Raw genomic sequence first — 17,984 nt, forward strand, 5'->3', positions numbered from 1 at the left:
TAACCCATACTTCATGACCGGCGAGCAGCAGCCATTTGAGAGTAAGCAGCTTAACGAGCGATTAGGAATCGATTTCGCCCTACGAGCAGCCCGACTTGGTATCTGGGAACTAGATCCAGAAACCAACATGGTTGTCTGGGACGATCGATGCCGGGAATTGTTTGGCGCTCACACCAACACGTCCGTATCGTACGAAGAGACAAAAAAACACATTCATCCCGATGATAGAACCCGGATTGAAGCTGCCCTTGCGTGGGCGATGAACCCCGCGTCGGGCGGCTCCTACGAGGTTACCTATCGTACCATAGGAATCGATGATGGTAAGCTACGCTGGATACGAATTTTCGGGCAGAGCCATTTTTCCGCAACCGGTGAGCTCATACGGTTCGCGGGCGTAGCCCAGGACGTAACAAAAGATGTCCAGACGCAGCAGCAGCTGGCTGAAAACGAACAGCGCTTTCGCAGCCTGATCGAACAGGCCCCCGTCGCTACCTGTCTGTTAGTTGGTCCCGACAGACGAGTGGAGGTCGCTAATGAAATAATGCTTCGGTACTGGGGAAAAGATAAATCGGTACTGGGCAAGCCCTTGCTGGAAGGGTTGCCGGAACTGATCGGTCAGCCTTTCCCGAAACTTCTTGACGAGGTGTATACAAGCGGAAAGCCGTATGCCGCCACCCAGGATCGGGCCGATCTGGTCGTGAACGGTCAGCTAACCCCGTTCTACTTCAATTTTACGTATAAGCCTCTATTCAATGAGCAGGGGGAGGTCTACGCCATTATGAATATGGCCGTGGACGTATCCGAGCAGGTACGGATGCAGCAGGAGCTGCAGGAACGAGAGTTATACCTACAGACCATCATCGAACATTCGCCCATACCAAAAATGGTATTCCTGGGCGAAGACATGATCGTTAACCGGGTTAACGAAAAGATGCTGGAAATTTTGGGTCGTGATATCAATTCGGTACTCGGCAAGTCATTTATCGACGCGGTGCCTGAACTCCGGCACACGGAACTGATGGACATTCTTCATCGGGTGTACACGACAGGTGAAACCTACACGAATACCGAAGGACAGTTTGAACTGATCCGCAACGGTGAGGTACATACCGGTGTATACAATTTTACGTTCAAAGCGCTACGGCGGACCAACGGTGAAATTTATGGAATCATCAATACTGCCGTTGAAATAACTGATCAGGTACGCGCCCGGCAGCAACTGGAAACGAGTGAGAGCAAACTCCGGTCTATCATTGCGACGGCTCCGGCGGCAATGGGTCTGTTCGTCGGGCGGGATTTGATTGTGGAACTGCCTAACCAGACATTTATCGACATTGTTGGAAAAGGCCCGGATATCGTTGGCAAGCCCCTGCGGGAGGTAATGCCGGAACTGGCTAGCCAGCCGTTCCTCCAGATTCTGGACGAGGTATACACCACGGGAAAAACGTACCAAAGCTCCGGTGCCCAGGTAGATATTGTGCGACAGGGGGTTATGACGCATAATTTTTACAACATTACCTACAGTCCTTTATTCGATGATAAAGGCGAGGTCTACGCTATTCTGGACATCGCTATCGATGTGACGGGGGAGGTAAAAGCCCGGCAACAAATAGCCAATACCGAGAAAAGCCTGCGGGGAGCTGTGGAATTGGCCGAGTTGGCAACCTGGAGCATGGACATAAAAACCGGACAGTTCAGCTACTCAGATCGCTTTATGAACTGGCTCGGGTTTTCCGAAAACATCCAGCCGCAATCCGTAGCCTATGAACCGCTGCCCGATGAGAACCAGCAGCAGGTTATTCGAAAGATCGAAGAGGCTATCCGCCCCGGCTCGTCGGGGTTCTACGAAAACGAACATCCCATCATCAATCAGACTACGGGCATCCGCCGGATTATTCACGCGCAGGCTCAGGTATTTTATGATGTCGATGGAAATCCCGTTACGTTAAGTGGCACGGCGCAGGACGTAACCGAACAGCGGGAAATCCAGTTGGCCCTCGAACGATTGGTGCAGGAACGGACCGAAGAACTCGAAGCCACGAACGAGGAGATGGCGACGACGAATGAAGAAATCGCGGCTGCCAACGAAGAACTGGCCTCCATCAATGAAGAGCTTGAAGAAGCGAACCAACTGCTAACCCGTTCCAACGATAACCTCCAGCAGTTTGCTTACGTAGCTTCTCACGATTTGCAGGAACCTCTGCGGAAAGTACAGCAGTTTGGCGATCTGCTCAAGAGCCGCTACGCCGAGCAACTGGGCGATGGGGTTGATTACCTCGAACGCATGCAGGCTGCCGCCAGCCGGATGTCGGCGCTGATTCGCGATCTGCTCGCTTTCTCCCGCATTTCCAACGCGCAGAACAATATCATACTTGTCGGTTTGAATCAGGTGATGAGTGGCGTACTGAATGACCTGGATTTACGCCTTCAGGAAACCGGGGCGATGGTGCACGTTGAACCACTGCCTACTGTCTATGGAGATCCGTCGCAACTCGGACAACTTTTTCAGAATCTGATCAGCAACGCGCTCAAATTTCAACGACCAGACAGTGTACCCGAAATCTGTGTTCGGCATCAACGCGTCAGAGCTGCGGATTTGCCACCAAGTATCCGCCCCACCCGAACCAGCGCTGTCTATCATCAAATCGACGTAAAAGATAACGGAATCGGTTTCGATGAAAAGTACGTCGATCGCATATTTCAGGTATTTCAACGGCTTCACGGAAAGAACGAATACGTGGGAACCGGCATTGGACTGGCTATTTGTGAGAAGGTAGCGACCAATCACGGGGGCGCCATCACCGCCAGCAGCGTGTCGGGACAAGGGGCTACGTTTAGCCTGTTTTTACCGGCCTGGAACCCGGTAACCAGCCTGTAGTTTAATTGCAACCCTTTTGGTAACTTGAATCCTTTGCTAAATTGCCTGACAAAAGATTCATTACGCCATGACTGGTGAACAAAATCGCATTAGTCTGACTAGGTCAAACCAGAATTCACAACAGCAGGTAGCGCTAAACGCAGCTGGCCTTGGTACCTGGGAAATTGACCTGAGAAATGGTCAGTGCTGGTGGGACGTCTGCTGCCGGAAACTGTTCGGTGTGCCAACGAGCGATGCTCACGTCAGTATCGAAACGGTACTAAGGTTGCTGCATCCCGAAGACCGAACCCAGATTCAGGAAATGGTACAGAAACCATTGGCCGGTGCGACAGAACAGCCGTATGACGTTATGTTTCGTCTTGACAGTCAATTAGGTGGGCAAACGCGTCGTTTGCGCACTAAAGGTCGGGTATACTGTAATTCGGAAGGAACGATTGAACGGTTGTCGGGTATTGTAGACGCCGTTACTACGTCGAATTATAACTCGTCGGGTGTTGCGGAACTGCAGTTTCAGCAGTTGGTTGAACAGGCTCCGGTTGCCATGGCCCTGTTTAAAGGAGCTGAATTTCGGGTATCGCTGGCCAACGAGCGAATGCTTACGCTCTGGAACCGTACGTACGAAGACGTTGTCAACCAGCCCTTGCTTGACTTATTTCCGGGTATCAAAAAACAGGGAGTAGAAGCGTTTCTCACCTCTGTTCGCGAAACAGGACAGCCATTTGTCGCGCGGGAGCTGTTGATCCAACTGGAGCGGGATAGTCAAGTTTGCGCCGTTTATCTGGATCTGACCTGCGAACCGTTCTTTGGCCTGGACAAAACCATCACGGGCGTTTCCATCGTCTGTATTGACGTAACGGACCAGGTTCTAAACCGACGTCAGCAACAGCAACTGGCCCTGCTCGTCGAAAACGCCCCCGAAATCATGACGGTGTCGGGACTGGATGGTCAGGTTCAGTTCATCAATGACTATGCACTGAACCTGTTCGGTGTCAGCCGGGAAGAAATCAACGGCAAGTCGATCCGGTATTTTTACCCGCCCGAGGAACAGACCCGATTAGAGACCGAAATTATTCCCCGCGTTGTGGCAGGGCAGTGGACAGGCATAACCAGCTTCTGGCGACCAAAAACCGAAGAGCGTTTTCCCGTAGCGGCCCAGGTTTACCTGTTGACGGATTCAACAACCGGGCATCCGTACGCTATTGCCGGCATCTTCCGGGACCTTCGTGCGGAACAGAAAACACAGCAGGCCTTGCAGAAAAGCGAACTGTTTGCCCGGAGCGTGATCGAACAGTCGCCCGTAGCTAAAGCCGTGTTTGTGGGTGAAGACCTGCGGCTGCAGTTTGTCAACGCCAGAATGATGGATTTACTGGGCCTGGAGGGCGCTGTTATTGGTAAAACGTTTGACGAAGCCGTACCTGCGCTAGCGCAGAATCAGTCGCTTGCCTCGTTGCGAATGGTCTATCGGTCGGGGGTAGGTCGCTACCTGCGGGAACGAAAGCACGTTGTCATTCAGGAAGGAAAGCGGCAGGAAAACTACTACAATTTAACATTCCAGCCGCTTCGTGATTCGGAGGGGGCCGTATATGGCATTGTGAGCTCGGCTGTTGACGTGACCGAACAGGTTGTAGCCCGGCAGCAACTGGAAGATGCGCAGGAAGAACTACTTCAAACGACACAGCGGTTAATTCTGGCGCTGGATGCTGGCCGACTAGGTTCGTATGAACTTGACCTGACAACGGGCCGGATGACCTGTACGGCGCGCTGCAAAGCCAACTTTGGCTTACCGCCCGAGGCCACGTTAAACTTCTCCGACCTATTGGCGATGATTGTGCCCGAAGACGTAGCGCACATGCAGGAAGCCGTAGACCAGGCCTGCGAAACTATGCAGACGTACCAGTCTGAGTACCGGGTAACATGGCCTGATGGCGCGGTGCACTGGATTAAAGCGACGGGCTTGCCCATACAAGTCGTTGACGGTCGGCCTACCCGCATGGTTGGCGTAACGCAGGAAATTACCGCCCAGCGTGAGCTTCAGCTTGCCCTCGAACAGCAAGTGCAACTCCGTACCGAGGAACTAGAGTCGATCAATGAAGAACTGGCGACGATGAACGAAGAGCTGACCAACGTTAACGCGGAATTTTTGCTGATGAACGAGCGGATGGCTGAAACCAATCGAAACCTGATCCGTTCGAACGAAAACCTGGAACAGTTTGCTTACGTTGCCAGCCACGACCTGCAGGAGCCCTTACGCAAGATTCAACAGTTTGGCGACCTGCTGAAAACACGTTATACCAATTCGACGGGCGAGGAGCTGGCTTATCTGGAACGCATGCAGGGAGCGGCTAACCGGATGTCTATTCTGATCAAGGACTTGTTAACTTTTTCCCGTATCTCAACCCGGCAGGCTACCAACGACCCCGTGTCGCTTGGGCAGGTGGTGACAGAAACCCTGGAGAACGTATCCGTAGCGATTGAGGAAACCAATGCCCAAATCGACGTGTCAGAGTTACCCATCGTTCAGGGCGATGCATCGCAACTTCGGCAGCTCTTTCAGAATCTGATCAGTAACGCGCTTAAATTCAGGCAAATGGATGCCTCAGGGAATGGTGTTGCACCCCATGTTCAGATTCAGGCAAGCACTGTACGAGCCGACGAGTTACCGGCGTCCGTCAATCCGGTTCGGCACGCGGGTGCATATTACCGAATTGACGTAGTCGACAATGGGATTGGCTTCGAAGAGAAATACGTTGACCGAATTTTTCAGGTCTTCCAGCGGCTACACGGCCGTAACGAGTTTGCTGGTACAGGGGTCGGTTTGGCGATCTGTCAGAAAGTAGTAGCCAATCATGGGGGCGCAATTACGGCCAGCAGCCGACCCGGCGAAGGGGCTACGTTCAGTGTGTATCTACCTCGTTAGACAACAGACGAAACGCCTAGAATCAGTAAGCGAGAGCGCGAGTAATAATTATCAGTGCTGGTGGGAATTGTTCTGCTTTTAGTGCGCAACGGCAAAATAATGTCAGGCAAATGAAGCTTACTACATCTATAAAGCAGAAGTCTCATTAGTTAAAAAAATATCATCTTCCGCATATCGCCGGAAAACTAGGACTAGCGCTATCTGGTACCTTCGTATCAGTACGTAACCGCCTTGCTGATTTTGTTTCCTTTAGCCCGGTTGTTGGCTGAAGAGACGATTCACACCACTACTCATCGTAGTTGTTACGGAATTTGTATTGCCTGACCTACTGCATAACTGATCGCATTTCGTTTTCTTATGTGCTCTTTCCTGTCTAAACTGCTGCTGGTACTAACTTTTACCGGCGCACTGAGCCTGGGTTCCGCTCAACCCAACTCATCCTCAGCCAAACTGGGGGGCGACTATCCCATTCAACCAGTGCCGTTCACGGCCGTAAAAGTCACCGATCAGTTCTGGGCACCGCGTATCCGACGCAACCACGACGTTACGATCCCGATTGCGTTGCAGCAATGCTACAGTACGGGTCGGGTCGATAATTTTCTGGTGGCTGGTCACCTGAAGCAAGGGGCCAAGTTCTGCACGGAATACCCGTTTGACGACACCGACATTTACAAGATTATCGAGGGGGCAAGTTATTCGATTCAAACCTTTCCCGACAAGAAACTCGAATCCCGCATCGATTCGCTGATTACGTACGTGGCCGAGGCACAGGAGCCCGACGGGTATCTCTACACAGCTCGCACCATCGATCCTGCTCATCCTCATCCCTGGTCGGGGTTGAAGCGCTGGGAGAAAGAATCCGACCTTAGTCACGAGCTCTACAACAGTGGCCACTTGTTTGAAGCCGCCGTTGCGCATTACCTGGCGACGGGTAAGAAGACGCTTCTGAACGTCGCGACCAAAAACGCCGATTTGCTGGTAAACGACTTTGGGCCCGGTAAGCTGCGCTACTCACCCGGTCATCAGATTGTAGAAATGGGCTTGGTTAAACTCTACCGGGTAACGGGTAAGAAAGAATACCTTGACCTGGCCAAGTTCCTGCTCGACGTGCGAGGCACCGGTAAGGAGTACAGCCAGGACCACAAGCCTGTTACGCAGCAAACGGAAGCGGTGGGCCACGCCGTTCGGGCTACCTACATGTACTCCGGTATGGCTGATGTGGCTGCCATTACCGGTGATAAAGCCTACATCAATGCCATTGACAAAATCTGGCACGACGTAATTGACAGTAAGTATTACCTGACGGGGGGCATCGGAGCCGAGGGAGGACATGAAGGTTTTGGTGAGGATTACAATCTCCCTAACATGAGTGCCTACAACGAAACTTGCGCAGCCATCGGGGAGATTTACTGGAATCAGCGACTGTTTCTCTTACACGGCGATGCCAAGTATTATGATGTTCTCGAACGGACGCTCTACAACGGAATGCTGTCGGGCGTGTCGCTCAGTGGTGACCGCTTTTTTTATCCCAATCCGCTCCAATCGAAGGGGCAACACGCGCGCTCGGCCTGGTTTGGCTGTGCTTGCTGCCCCAGCAATGTGTGTCGGTTTATTCCTTCAATGCCGGGCTACGTCTATGCGCAGCGTGGTAATCGGGTGTATGCAAATCTATTTGTTAATAGCACCGCTAACCTAACACTCGACGGAACCGCAGTCAGGCTGGCTCAGGCAACTAAATACCCCTGGGACGGAGACATCGCGTTTACGATCGATCCGACCAAAAGTAAGGCGTTCGAGTTGGCCATCCGCATTCCGGGATGGGTACGTAACGAGCCCGTTCCCGGTGATCTGTACCGGTTCGCCAGTCAGCTGGATAACCCCGTTACGTTAACTGTCAATGGGAAGAAAGCCGATTATAAGCTGGAGAATGGATACGCTGTTTTGCGGCAGACCTGGAAAAAAGGCGACGTTGTCCGGTTGTCGCTTCCAATGGAGATCCGGCGCGTGCGGGCCAACGATCAGGTAAAAGCCGATGAAGATAAGGTGGCGTTGGAACGCGGACCGATTGTATACTGCGCTGAATGGCCCGACGCACCGGATGGCCGTGTGCTCGATTACATCCTTCCCGATCAGGCTAAACTACAGTCTGTATTCAAACCAAACCTCTTTGGCGGGGCAGAAATCATCACCGGCGAGGCCGCCAAAGTAAAACGCACGACGACTGACCAACTGGAGACTACCCCCGCTCAGTTGGTTGCGATTCCGTACTACGCCTGGGCTAATCGGGGGAATGGTGAAATGGCGGTCTGGCTCGCCAGCAAGCCGACAGCGGCAAAAGCCGCGCCCGCGCCGACGATTGCGTCGACCAGTAAACTATCAGCCTCGTACCCGACAAAAACACTGGTCGCCCTGAACGATCAGGACACGCCCAAGAACTCCAACGATCACGAAAATATCTATTACCACTGGTGGCCTAAAAAGGACACACTTCAGTGGGTACAGTACACTTTCGCGAAACCCGCGACCGTCTCGTCGGCTAAAGTGTACTGGTTTGATGATGGTCCGTGGGGCGGATGCCGCATCCCCGCATCCTGGAAACTGCTCTATCAAACCGCTGGTGGCAACTGGCAGGAGGTCAACGCCAAAACGTCGTACGTTGTCAGCAAAGATCAGTACAACGAGGTGATGTTTGACCCCGTTCAGACGGGCGCTCTGCGTATGCTGGTGCAATTACCCAAAGAAGCATCCAGCGGTATTCTGGAGTGGAGCGTTGGCTCAACGAGCGAAAAATCGAACGAGTGAACCGGTCTAGCCGTATTACGACAATCATACCCAAAGTACCGTTGCTCGTTTATACGGTGTCCACATGGTGCGGTAGGGGCAACCTATTCGAGACAGTCCGCTTGACAAAAAGTCAAATCCAAGTCGTGATGAAGATAAACAACTGGATGGGGTTGGTCGTGTGTTTACTGCCTACTCTCTTGCTAGCTCAGACCGATTCTAGTTTTTCGGTGCGGGGCCGAGTAAGCACTACTGGCGGTAAATCCCTGGCGAATGTGGTAGTAATCATTGCAACAAGCTCGAAAGGGACGACAACTGACCAGAACGGGTTTTACCTGTTAGCGGATGTTCCCAGGGAGGCTACACTTGTTTTTGTGCATACGGGATACAAACAGCTGAGTCAATCCCTATCCGGAAAACAACAACTGCTTAATCAATACGTCCTTGACGCTGTTCTTGAGATTGAGCGGGAAGAGTTGCCACCAATGGCGTCAACTGCTGCTTACAAAGCTATCAAGTTGAACAAGACTATGCCCGTAGTGGCGACCTTACCCGGGTCGGCCACGCAAACTTCGGTAGTGTTTGAGCAAAAAGCTTACTTCCCGACTGGAATACCCGGCCTGATGCGTTACGTGGCTCATCATCTGAATTACCCTGCTCCGGATAAATCAGCCAAGGTTCAGGGAGACGTAATCGTCGAGTTCACCGTCTCGCCTTCCGGTGCTGTTGATCAGGTTAATATTAGTCAAGGTTTACATCCTGCTTGCGATAAAGAAGCCATTCGCCTGGTGAAGCAAATGCCTAAATGGATACCAGCCTATCAAAGCGGCCAACCCGTGTCTACCGTGTTCTTACTGCCCGTTCGATTCGCTATCGAATGAGCACGAATCGTATAATTTGAGATAACGCACAAAAGGACTGTCGACTACCAGAACTCACATATATGCTGCTTCGTCGCGGCCCAGCCGGAGTTTCACAATGTGCAGTTTGTTAAGCAGTTTGAGCAGCGGGTAAGCCGGGTCAAACTCGTGCCAGCGAAAGCCACCAAAGTTGGGTCGGCCACCAAATCTATGGTGATTGTTATGGTACGATTCGCCCATCATCAGAAAATCGAAAGGCAGTAGGTTTTTGGCTGTATCATCGACCTGGAAATTGGTATAGCCGTATCGGTGAGCGTACCAGTTGATGATTGCACCGTGGATCGGGCCCATCAGGAAATGCACGGGTAGCAGCAGAAATAACCAGGCGGTTGCGGCAAACTGAATGTAAATCAACGTATAGATCGTTATCCAGGCCAGTCGCACCAGCCACCGATCCCCAAAACGTTCCATCCATTCCCAGTTAGGGACTCCTTTCTTGAACTTGGCCGGAATGGAATCCCGGTTGTTCAGGATATCATTGTAGTACGTCCGCGTCTTCCACATCATGTCGAACAGGTTTTTGGAGAACTCCGGTGAGTGCGGGTCCTGCTCCGTATCGGCATGGGCGTGGTGAAGCCGATGCATAATACCGTAAGCCCGCGGACTGAGGAACGACGAACCCTGACCGATAAATGTCAGGACGTAAAAAACTTTCTCCCAGCTTTTACTCATTGTAAACATCTGGTGAGCCGCGTAGCGGTGAAGGAAAAGGGTCTGCATCAGTACTGACAGGTACCAGTGCGCCAGAAAAAAAGTGAGAATAACCATTCAGAAAGGCCAACGGTGGACGGCCCTGGGTAAAGCGTTATAGTAAATTAAGCGTGACGACGACAGACAGAAATTGGTAGCAACCATCCCTAAGCCGACTAAACTCATCGGTCAAATTCTGAAAGTGCGTTTCGATGCTGGTGAACAAACCAAAGTGCGATTCGCGGCAGGTCGTCAATTCGGCTAGTGAACACCCGACGCCTTCGCAGATCAGGTCAAGCCGCAACCGCTGGATCCGGCTTTTCAGGTGATTGAGATTGCTGTAATAGTCAATGGCGCGGTGGCGCAGGTTTCGGTAGTTGTGCTTTTCCAGCAGATCAGCCAGGAGCTCCTGAAGCTGGTCAATTTCCTGTTCGTTCTGAATCAGAGTTTTGCTCCAGGTGTAATGCTGGCTGCGGCAGATGTGAACAGAAGGCTGTTCGTCTTCGGGGAGCAGGTGAATAAGTGAGTTTGGCATAACGGAAAAGCAAAAGAGAAACGTTCGTCGGCAAAAGTAGGGCCTCCCAACTACCCTGAAATTGACAGTGGTCAAGCCAATTAATGAGATAAATCAGACTCGTTAACGCCTGATGGGCATGCGCCGAATGGCTGACCAAATCGGTACGGCCCCTTTGAATGCCGATAACTTTATTCCTGCATGAGCCTTTTTGATCGGTCTTGACTGAGTTTGGTTTTTTAAACGGTATGTTACCATGCGGTTTGTTTACGTAGTTTTGGCCGTCGCTACATTAATAGGACGTGCAGCCGTTGACGGGCTGTTTAGAAGCTTGTTTGACCTGGTGGTAAACTAGACTAATAAGAATTCATTTGCCTAGAGAGCAGTAACGAGGTGTACTCGTCGGGCGGTAAACCTTCTTGTCGCCAGAGTTCGACCCCCTGCTGTACCAGTACGAACGTAGGGAATGCTTTTACCGAAAAGCTTTGTACTACTTCCGGGTAAGTAGTTTCGTCAATTTTGAGTATCCGTACTCGACCGCTGAATTGCTGCTGCAAGGTTTCGACTAACTGGCTCAGGAGAGTCCGCTGCTGCAATAAATCAGGGCTGGATGCCGGTGGTAAAAAGGCAAGCATGACGGCCGATTTGGCAGGGATCAGAAGCGGTGATAGTGAATTGAATTCCATGAAAATACGTCCAACTGCCGTCGGAATACGATTTAAAATCAGGGGTAAAATTGCCCCGAAAGATTTCCGGACAGTATGAGAAGTATCAAGGAAGAGACTGATTTTTGACAGATGCTGCTCCGGTGCGTCTGTCGCTTTGTATAGATAATTTTGTCGGCGAAACCGACATCCACCCAGAAATGTATGCCCACGACGTTTTTCTCCCGTACGCTGACCGATCTGCTGTTTGAGCAGAGCGATGATTTTATCGGGATATATGAGGCTGCCGCCGAACGATTTACCCGGGTTAATCAGGCTGGTGTTCAGATGCTGGGATTCCCCTCTGAGCAGGCCTTACTGGCCGACTTGAACTGGTTTTCGGAGATTTTGACATCCGTAACCGAAAAGGGGGCTGCTGATAACACTCAGTTCCTGGATCACGTCAGGCAAAAGGGCCGTTTCGAACGTGAAGCGGAATTAAGCCGACGGGACGGAACGCGCTTCTGGGGGCGCGTCGTCATTACGTTCGTTGACGAAGACCAGATGCCTTACTTCCTGCTTCGGCTGACGAATCTGGTTCGACTATACCAGGCTGAACGGAATCTGGAGCAAAGCGTACAACGCTACGAAGCGGTATACACCAATGCGACTATTGGCATAATTGTCGCCGATCAGCGGGGGCGTATCGTATCAGTTAATCGGCTGGCTCGGCAGTTGTTTGGTTACCCGGATGATGAACTGATTGGGCAATCCATCGAAGTGCTGGTGCCGACGCAGGTGAGTCAGTATCATGAGCGGTTGCGGGATTCGTTCAATGCCGATCCGCAGGTGCGGGCTATGGGTCATAATCGCGATCTGCACGCCCGACGTAAGGATGGCTCGGTTTTTCCGGTAGAGATTAGTCTGAGTTATTTCCGGATGGATGACGAACTCTACGCCGTTGCCTACATCATCGACATTACGTTCAAGAAAGAAGCCGAACAACAGTTGCTGACTCATCGCGACCGTATCGAACGACTCAACGCCGAACTGGAACAGAAGGTCGTTGATCGGACGCACGCGTTGATGAACACCCTTGAACAACTGGAACATTCGAAAGATGAACTCGCTAAGGCACTGATGACAGAACGCGAGCTGGGGGAGCTGAAATCGCGGTTTGTGTCGATGGCCTCGCACGAGTTTCGTACTCCATTGACCACCGTACTGACCTCAGCAACGCTGATCGAGAAATACCCAACGAGCGAACAGCAGGAAAAACGCCAGAAGCACCTGCATCGCATTCGGGCGTCGGTCAACCACCTCAACGATATTCTGGAGGAGTTTCTGTCGGTAGACCGGCTGGAAGAAGGCCGGATTGAGGCCCGACCAATGCAGATCGATATAACTGAGCTTATTCAAGAGGTAATCGACGACATGCAGGGACTCCTGAAACCTGGTCAGACAGTCCAGTCGCAACTTAGTTGCCACAGCACAATCTGGGTTGACCCATCGCTGCTGCGAAAAGTACTTGTCAATCTGTTTTCCAACGCCATCAAATACTCAGATACCAACTCGGTGGTATTAGTGCGCTGTGTTTGCTCGGCCGATCAGATGGAACTGTCGGTCAGTGATCAGGGAGTTGGCATCTCCGCCGAAGACCAAGAGCATCTGTTCGAGCGCTTTTTTCGGGCTCGTAACGTAACGAACATCCCCGGTACTGGGCTGGGACTGCACATTGTTGCCCGGTACATTGAATTGATGGGCGGTCGTGTCCATCTGCAAAGTGAACTCAACAAAGGGACTACCGTGACCCTATTACTACCCAATGAAGAAAATTCTGTTAATCGAAGATAACAACGATATCCGCGAGAATACCGCCGAGATTCTGGAACTGACCGGCTACGATGTTATGACGGCCGAAAATGGCAAGATCGGAGTCGAAAAAGCGATGGAGAAACGCCCGGATCTGGTCATCTGCGATATCATGATGCCGATACTGGACGGCTACGGGGTACTTCATATCTTCAACCGAAATCCGCAGCTGGCGGGCGTCCCGTTTATTTTCCTGACAGCTAAAACGGAACGTATGGATTTTCGGAAGGGCATGGAATTAGGAGCGGATGACTATCTGACCAAACCCTTTGACGAAAGCGAGCTGTTGAGCGCTATTGAGGGGCGCTTGCACCGCTTCCAATACCTAAAACAGAACTACGATTTGCGGCAAGATGGGCTGAATCAGTTTCTGGAAGACGCCCGGCATGTAGGCAACCTGGAAAGTCTGTCGGCCGACCGGAAGCCGCATCTGGTGCACAAAAAACAATACATCTATACCGAGGGCGACGAGCCATCTCGGCTGTATTTTATTCGATCGGGTAAGGTCAAAACCGTTCGGACCAATGCAGATGGGAAAGAACTGATAACTGGTATCTACGGAGCTGGCGAATTCTTCGGATATCTGGCGCTACTTGAAGATGCCGAATACACAGATTCAGCCGTGGCGCTGGAAGAATCTGGATTGATATACATTCCCCGGGATGAGTTCAAACAGTTGCTACTGGCCAACAATGAAGTCGGGCAGCAGTTCATTCGAATGCTGGCGGGGCACGTCAGCGAACGGGAGCAGCAACTGGTTGGTATGGCATACAGTTCGTTACGTCGCCGGGTAGCTGATGCCTTGCTTCGGCTGCACGAGCAGCAGGCCGCCGACGCCAACCAGAGCAAGAAGCAAGGACTTATTCAGCTGTCACGCGATGATCTGGCCTCGGTTGTCGGTACGGCTACCGAATCGCTGATTCGGACGCTGAGCGAGTTTAAACAGGACGGTTTAATCGAGCAGATCGGTACGGCTATCCGGGTACTGCAACCAGATAAACTGCGCCGGGCAAATTGGTAAACCATCAGTCCGGAGAGTCGTGGTCGTCTCTCAAGGCGTCTAGGAAATTGGTGACGGGACCGGTCAGGTAGGGGGCGTAGCGAGTAATTTTAGTGATTGGCCAGTCCCACCACCGCAAAGCCAGCAGCGTATCGACGGTGGCTTGATCGAACCGCTGCCGGATGACCTTGGCCGGATTACCACCTATAATGCTGTAGGGCGGCACGTCGCGCGTAACGATCGCGTATGAACCAATGATCGCTCCGTCGCCGATGGTTATGCCGGGGAGAATAGCGGCCCGGTAACCAATCCAGACATCGTTTCCGATGATTGTATCGCCTTTGGTGGGGTATGATTTGCCGTCCATCGCACCGGCCCAGTCCCCGCCAAAAATAGCAAACGGATACGAAGTGACGGCGTTGACCAGATGGTTAGCGCCGTTCATGATAAACTCCACGCCTGAGGCAATCATGCAGAATTTTCCGATCTGTAGCCGATCGCCGGTGAAATCGAACAGGTAGCGGACGTTCTTCTGAAAATTGGCAACGTCGTCAAAGTCGTCGTAATACGTATAATCGCCAACGCTGATCTGCGGGTGATTGATTACGTTTTTTAGGAAACACAGCCGGTCATAACCAGCCAGTGGGAATACGGTCGATGGATTGACGGTAGCCATACTTTGTCAGGAAAGGTGCAAAAATAACAGCGAATCTGATTCGGGAATATCCGAGCGACTGGACCATTAGGAGCAGTTGCCAAGTAGGGTGTTCAGGTTGGCTGCCTTTTAACCTGGCTTTTGGCCGTTGCTTTAGTCAGGCATTGATAACACGCCGATTGTTTCGTATTTTTCCGGGAAACTCATTTCGCAATTTGCAATGTTGATACATCGACAACTCATGAAAACCGGCGGGATACTGGCGGCTATCGCTACGGTTGTGTCGGCCTCTGTGCTGATGCCCACCACAGCAATCGCCCAGTCTAAGTCGGCTAAATCCAAAATGAATCAGAATCCTTTTTTAGTGCCGTACACGACACCCCATCAGACGGCTCCTTTTGATAAAATCAAGAATGACGATTATCTGCCAGCCATTAAAGATGGACTGGCGCAGGGGCGTAAAGATGTAGATGCGATCGTCAACAATCCGGCTAAACCAACGTTCGAGAACACGGTTGTTGCCCTTGAGCAAGGAGGAGAACTATTAGGGAAAGTAACGTCCGTTCTGTTCAATCTGAACAGTGCGGAGACCTCGCCCGAGTTACAGGCGATCGTAAAAGAAGTGTCGCCCATGCTGAGTGAATACGGCAACGACATTACGTTAAACGAAAAACTGTTTGCCCGCATCAAAACGGTGTATGACCAACGGGCCAGCCTGAAACTCGATCCGGAAAGCGCCATGCTGCTTGAGAAAGCATACAAACGTTTTGCACGCAATGGGGCTAACCTGGACGAAAAAGGAAAGGAGCGTCTGCGGGCCATCGATAAAGAACTGTCGCAACTGTCGCTGCAATTCGGCGAGAATGTCCTGAACGAAACGAACGAGTACACCATGCTCGTAACCGACGAGAAAGATCTGGCTGGCTTGCCTGATTACGTTGTTGAAGCTGCGAAGGCAACCGCGAAGCAGAAGGGCAAAGAAGGATATATCTTCACCCTTCAGGCGCCCAGCTACGGACCGTTCATGCAGTACGCCGACAACCGCGACCTGCGGAAGAAGCTGTACATGGGCTTTAATGGTCGTGGTTTTCACGGGGATAAGAACGATAACTCGGCCATTATCGACAAGATCGTAAAACTGCGGTACGAACGCGCCAACCTGCTGGGATACCCAACGCACGCCGATTTCGTGCTGGAAGAAAGCATGGCTGGCTCGCGCGGTAAGGTGCAGAGCTTCCTGGATGAATTGGTTGGCTACGCCCGTCCGGCTGCTGAACGCCAACTCACCGAATTGACGACTTACGCGAAAGCTAATGGCTTCACGGACGAGAAGTTACAGGCCTGGGACAATAGCTACTACGCTGAAAAGCTGAAAAAAGAGAAGTACGACCTGGACGACGAAACGTTGAAGCCTTACTTCAAACTGGAGAACGTACTGAACGGAGCCTTCACGGTGGCAAATAAGCTGTACGGTATTACGTTCAAAGAGCGTAAGGACATTCCGGTGTACAACGCGGAAGTGAAAACTTTCGACGTATTCGACAAGGATGGTAAATTCCTGGCAGTCTTCTATGGTGACTATTTCCCTCGCGCCGGAAAACGGAGCGGTGCCTGGATGAACGACGTTCAGGGGCAGAAAGTAGAGAACGGACAGAACGTCCGGCCGCATATCGTTAACGTCTGTAACTTTACCCGCCCGACGGAGACGAAGCCTTCGTTATTGACTTTCTACGAGGTAACAACCCTCTTCCACGAGTTCGGTCATGGCTTGCACGGGATGCTGGCGAACGGAAAGTACGAAAGCCTAAGCGGCACGAGCGTACCCCGTGATTTCGTTGAACTGCCGTCGCAGGTGATGGAGAACTGGTGCTATGATCCCGAAGCACTGAAACTGTTTGCCAAACACTATCAGACTGGCGAAGTAATTCCGAACGAGTTGATCGAGAAAATCCGCGCGAGCCAGAACTTCCTGGCTGGCCTGGGCAATATGCGTCAGCTGCGGTTTGGTCTGGTCGATATGTATTACCACGGTCAGAAACCAACCGGAGAAAGTATTTCGGAAGTAGAAAGCAAAATAGATTCGCTGACGAACCTGTTTCCCCGCGTGGAGGGTACCGCATTTAGCCCAGCCTTCTCGCATATCTTCGCGGGTGGTTACTCGGCGGGGTACTACAGCTACAAATGGAGCGAAGTGCTGGATGCCGATGCGTTTGATTTCTTCAAGGAAAACGGCGGCCTGACCAACAAAACGGCTGCGGAAAGTTTCCGGAAGAACGTACTTGAAAAAGGGGGAAGTGAACGCCCGATGGAGCTATACAAAAAATTCCGGGGCCGTGAGCCGTCGCCCAAGGCAATGCTTCGTCGGAGTGGCCTGATTCTTTAATAAAAGAGTGTAGAATTGAAAAGCCCTGTCGTCAACCGGCGGGGCTTTTTGTTGTGATACATTCGCTAATCTTCTTGCGCAGAAAGCAGGGGAATTGCCGTTTTTTCGGCACCTTCGCCCACTTTTTCTTGTTTTCTTTATAGACTAAATCACCTAAATATGCCAAACTGGTTCCTCGGTAAAATTCGCTATCAGCAGCCCATTGACGACTCGAATGTCGGCACGCGGAACGAAGAGTTTATCAAGCAGAAAACCGTTACGGAAGCGTATCTGGTCGACGCGGTTTCCTACACTGAGGCTGAAGCCCGGCTGTATCAGGAGATTGCGGCTAATACGCCCGACTTTGAAATTACCAATATCAGCCGGATGCAGCTTGCCGATGTATTCTTCAATGAAGAAGATGGGGGTGAAACCTGGTATAAAGTAAAAGCCATGTACATCCTGGAGGATGAGAAAACGGGCAAACAGAAAAAGACCCCCAGTAGTATGCTCATCAATGCCCAGAATCCGAAACAGGCGTATGAGCGAGTAGAGTACAGCCTCAAAACGTCTCTGGACCCTTTTGAAATTACTGACGTGAATACTACCAAAATTTTGGACGTATTCCCGTTCAATGGCGAAGAGCAGCGTAATCTGCGTCCCTTGTCGGAGGTGGCCGCTGAGTCAGAGCAGGCCGAAGCGTAACGTACTAACCAGAAACAAAAAAGCCGCTCAATTTGAGCGGCTTTTT

The 17,984-nt window shown here is 51.6% G+C and carries 12 protein-coding genes; 8 read left to right on the plus strand and 4 right to left on the minus strand.

The annotated features are described in order from the left end of the window. The first annotated feature begins 13 nt into the window (after positions 1-13). The 4 genes from ACYVAD_RS18990 to ACYVAD_RS19005 all read left to right on the plus strand — a co-directional run bounded on the left by ACYVAD_RS18990 (position 14) and on the right by ACYVAD_RS19005 (position 9,457). On the plus strand, positions 14-2,878 hold the full coding sequence (locus tag ACYVAD_RS18990; RefSeq protein WP_461141101.1) for a PAS domain S-box protein: 2,865 nt from the start codon (positions 14-16) through the stop codon (positions 2,876-2,878). A gap of 67 nt (positions 2,879-2,945) precedes the next feature. Further along, positions 2,946-5,795: a PAS domain-containing sensor histidine kinase gene (locus ACYVAD_RS18995; protein ID WP_461141102.1), complete on the plus strand. Its 2,850-nt coding sequence runs from the start codon at positions 2,946-2,948 to the stop codon at positions 5,793-5,795. A gap of 357 nt (positions 5,796-6,152) precedes the next feature. After that, complete coding sequence (locus ACYVAD_RS19000; RefSeq protein WP_461141103.1) at positions 6,153-8,597, plus strand: glycoside hydrolase family 127 protein; 2,445 nt, start codon at positions 6,153-6,155, stop codon at positions 8,595-8,597. Between the two features lie 128 nt (positions 8,598-8,725). Then, entirely contained in the window at positions 8,726-9,457 is a 732-nt protein-coding gene (locus tag ACYVAD_RS19005; protein WP_461141104.1) for a TonB family protein, read from the plus strand. 54 nt (positions 9,458-9,511) lie between these two features. On the opposite strand, the gene ACYVAD_RS19010 is transcribed toward ACYVAD_RS19005, so the two are convergent. From ACYVAD_RS19010 to ACYVAD_RS19020, 3 genes are all read right to left on the minus strand, one after another. Further along, entirely contained in the window at positions 9,512-10,264 is a 753-nt protein-coding gene (locus tag ACYVAD_RS19010; protein WP_461141105.1) for an acyl-CoA desaturase, read from the minus strand. 37 nt (positions 10,265-10,301) lie between these two features. Continuing rightward, on the minus strand, positions 10,302-10,721 hold the full coding sequence (locus tag ACYVAD_RS19015; RefSeq protein ID WP_461141106.1) for a hypothetical protein: 420 nt from the start codon (positions 10,719-10,721) through the stop codon (positions 10,302-10,304). Positions 10,722-11,056: 335 nt separating this feature from the next. Continuing rightward, a complete protein-coding gene (locus ACYVAD_RS19020; protein WP_461141107.1) occupies positions 11,057-11,335 on the minus strand; it encodes a thioredoxin family protein in 279 nt (92 codons plus the stop codon). Positions 11,336-11,569: 234 nt separating this feature from the next. Here ACYVAD_RS19020 and ACYVAD_RS19025 point away from each other — a divergent pair, with 234 nt between their 5' ends. Together ACYVAD_RS19025 and ACYVAD_RS19030 are read left to right on the plus strand one after the other, a co-directional pair. Continuing rightward, positions 11,570-13,198: a sensor histidine kinase gene (locus ACYVAD_RS19025; protein ID WP_461141108.1), complete on the plus strand. Its 1,629-nt coding sequence runs from the start codon at positions 11,570-11,572 to the stop codon at positions 13,196-13,198. Beyond that, positions 13,170-14,237 (plus strand): response regulator, encoded by a 1,068-nt coding sequence (locus tag ACYVAD_RS19030; RefSeq protein ID WP_461141109.1) that lies wholly within the window; start codon positions 13,170-13,172, stop codon positions 14,235-14,237. Before ACYVAD_RS19025 ends, ACYVAD_RS19030 begins: the two co-directional genes overlap by 29 nt. A gap of 4 nt (positions 14,238-14,241) precedes the next feature. Here ACYVAD_RS19030 and ACYVAD_RS19035 read toward each other — a convergent pair whose 3' ends face one another. Continuing rightward, positions 14,242-14,892, minus strand: coding sequence for a CatB-related O-acetyltransferase (locus ACYVAD_RS19035; protein WP_461141110.1), 651 nt, complete (start codon positions 14,890-14,892; stop codon positions 14,242-14,244). A 277-nt stretch (positions 14,893-15,169) separates the two neighbouring features. On the opposite strand from ACYVAD_RS19035, the gene ACYVAD_RS19040 reads away from it, so the two are divergent. Continuing rightward, the gene (locus tag ACYVAD_RS19040) at positions 15,170-17,254 is read left to right on the plus strand and encodes a M3 family metallopeptidase (RefSeq protein WP_461141154.1); all 2,085 of its coding nucleotides are present in this window, start codon (positions 15,170-15,172) and stop codon (positions 17,252-17,254) included. A gap of 159 nt (positions 17,255-17,413) precedes the next feature. Further along, positions 17,414-17,938 carry a DUF4494 domain-containing protein gene (locus ACYVAD_RS19045; protein ID WP_461141111.1) on the plus strand — a complete coding sequence of 175 codons (525 nt, stop codon included), beginning with the start codon at positions 17,414-17,416 and terminating at the stop codon, positions 17,936-17,938. Positions 17,939-17,984: the final 46 nt, after the last annotated feature.

The sequence above is a fragment of the Spirosoma pomorum genome (genome assembly GCF_054776615.1).

Coding starts and splice junctions, on each gene's coding strand:
- ACYVAD_RS19000 (WP_461141103.1), top strand. CDS start 6,153: ATGTGCTCTTTCCTGTCTAAACTGCTGCTGGTACTAACTTTTACCGGC.
- ACYVAD_RS19025 (WP_461141108.1), top strand. CDS start 11,570: ATGCCCACGACGTTTTTCTCCCGTACGCTGACCGATCTGCTGTTTGAG.
- ACYVAD_RS19035 (WP_461141110.1), bottom strand. CDS start 14,892: ATGGCTACCGTCAATCCATCGACCGTATTCCCACTGGCTGGTTATGAC.
- ACYVAD_RS19045 (WP_461141111.1), top strand. CDS start 17,414: ATGCCAAACTGGTTCCTCGGTAAAATTCGCTATCAGCAGCCCATTGAC.
- ACYVAD_RS19010 (WP_461141105.1), bottom strand. CDS start 10,264: ATGGTTATTCTCACTTTTTTTCTGGCGCACTGGTACCTGTCAGTACTG.
- ACYVAD_RS19015 (WP_461141106.1), bottom strand. CDS start 10,721: ATGCCAAACTCACTTATTCACCTGCTCCCCGAAGACGAACAGCCTTCT.
- ACYVAD_RS19020 (WP_461141107.1), bottom strand. CDS start 11,335: ATGCTTGCCTTTTTACCACCGGCATCCAGCCCTGATTTATTGCAGCAG.
- ACYVAD_RS18990 (WP_461141101.1), top strand. CDS start 14: ATGACCGGCGAGCAGCAGCCATTTGAGAGTAAGCAGCTTAACGAGCGA.
- ACYVAD_RS19030 (WP_461141109.1), top strand. CDS start 13,170: ATGAAGAAAATTCTGTTAATCGAAGATAACAACGATATCCGCGAGAAT.
- ACYVAD_RS18995 (WP_461141102.1), top strand. CDS start 2,946: ATGACTGGTGAACAAAATCGCATTAGTCTGACTAGGTCAAACCAGAAT.
- ACYVAD_RS19040 (WP_461141154.1), top strand. CDS start 15,170: ATGCCCACCACAGCAATCGCCCAGTCTAAGTCGGCTAAATCCAAAATG.
- ACYVAD_RS19005 (WP_461141104.1), top strand. CDS start 8,726: ATGAAGATAAACAACTGGATGGGGTTGGTCGTGTGTTTACTGCCTACT.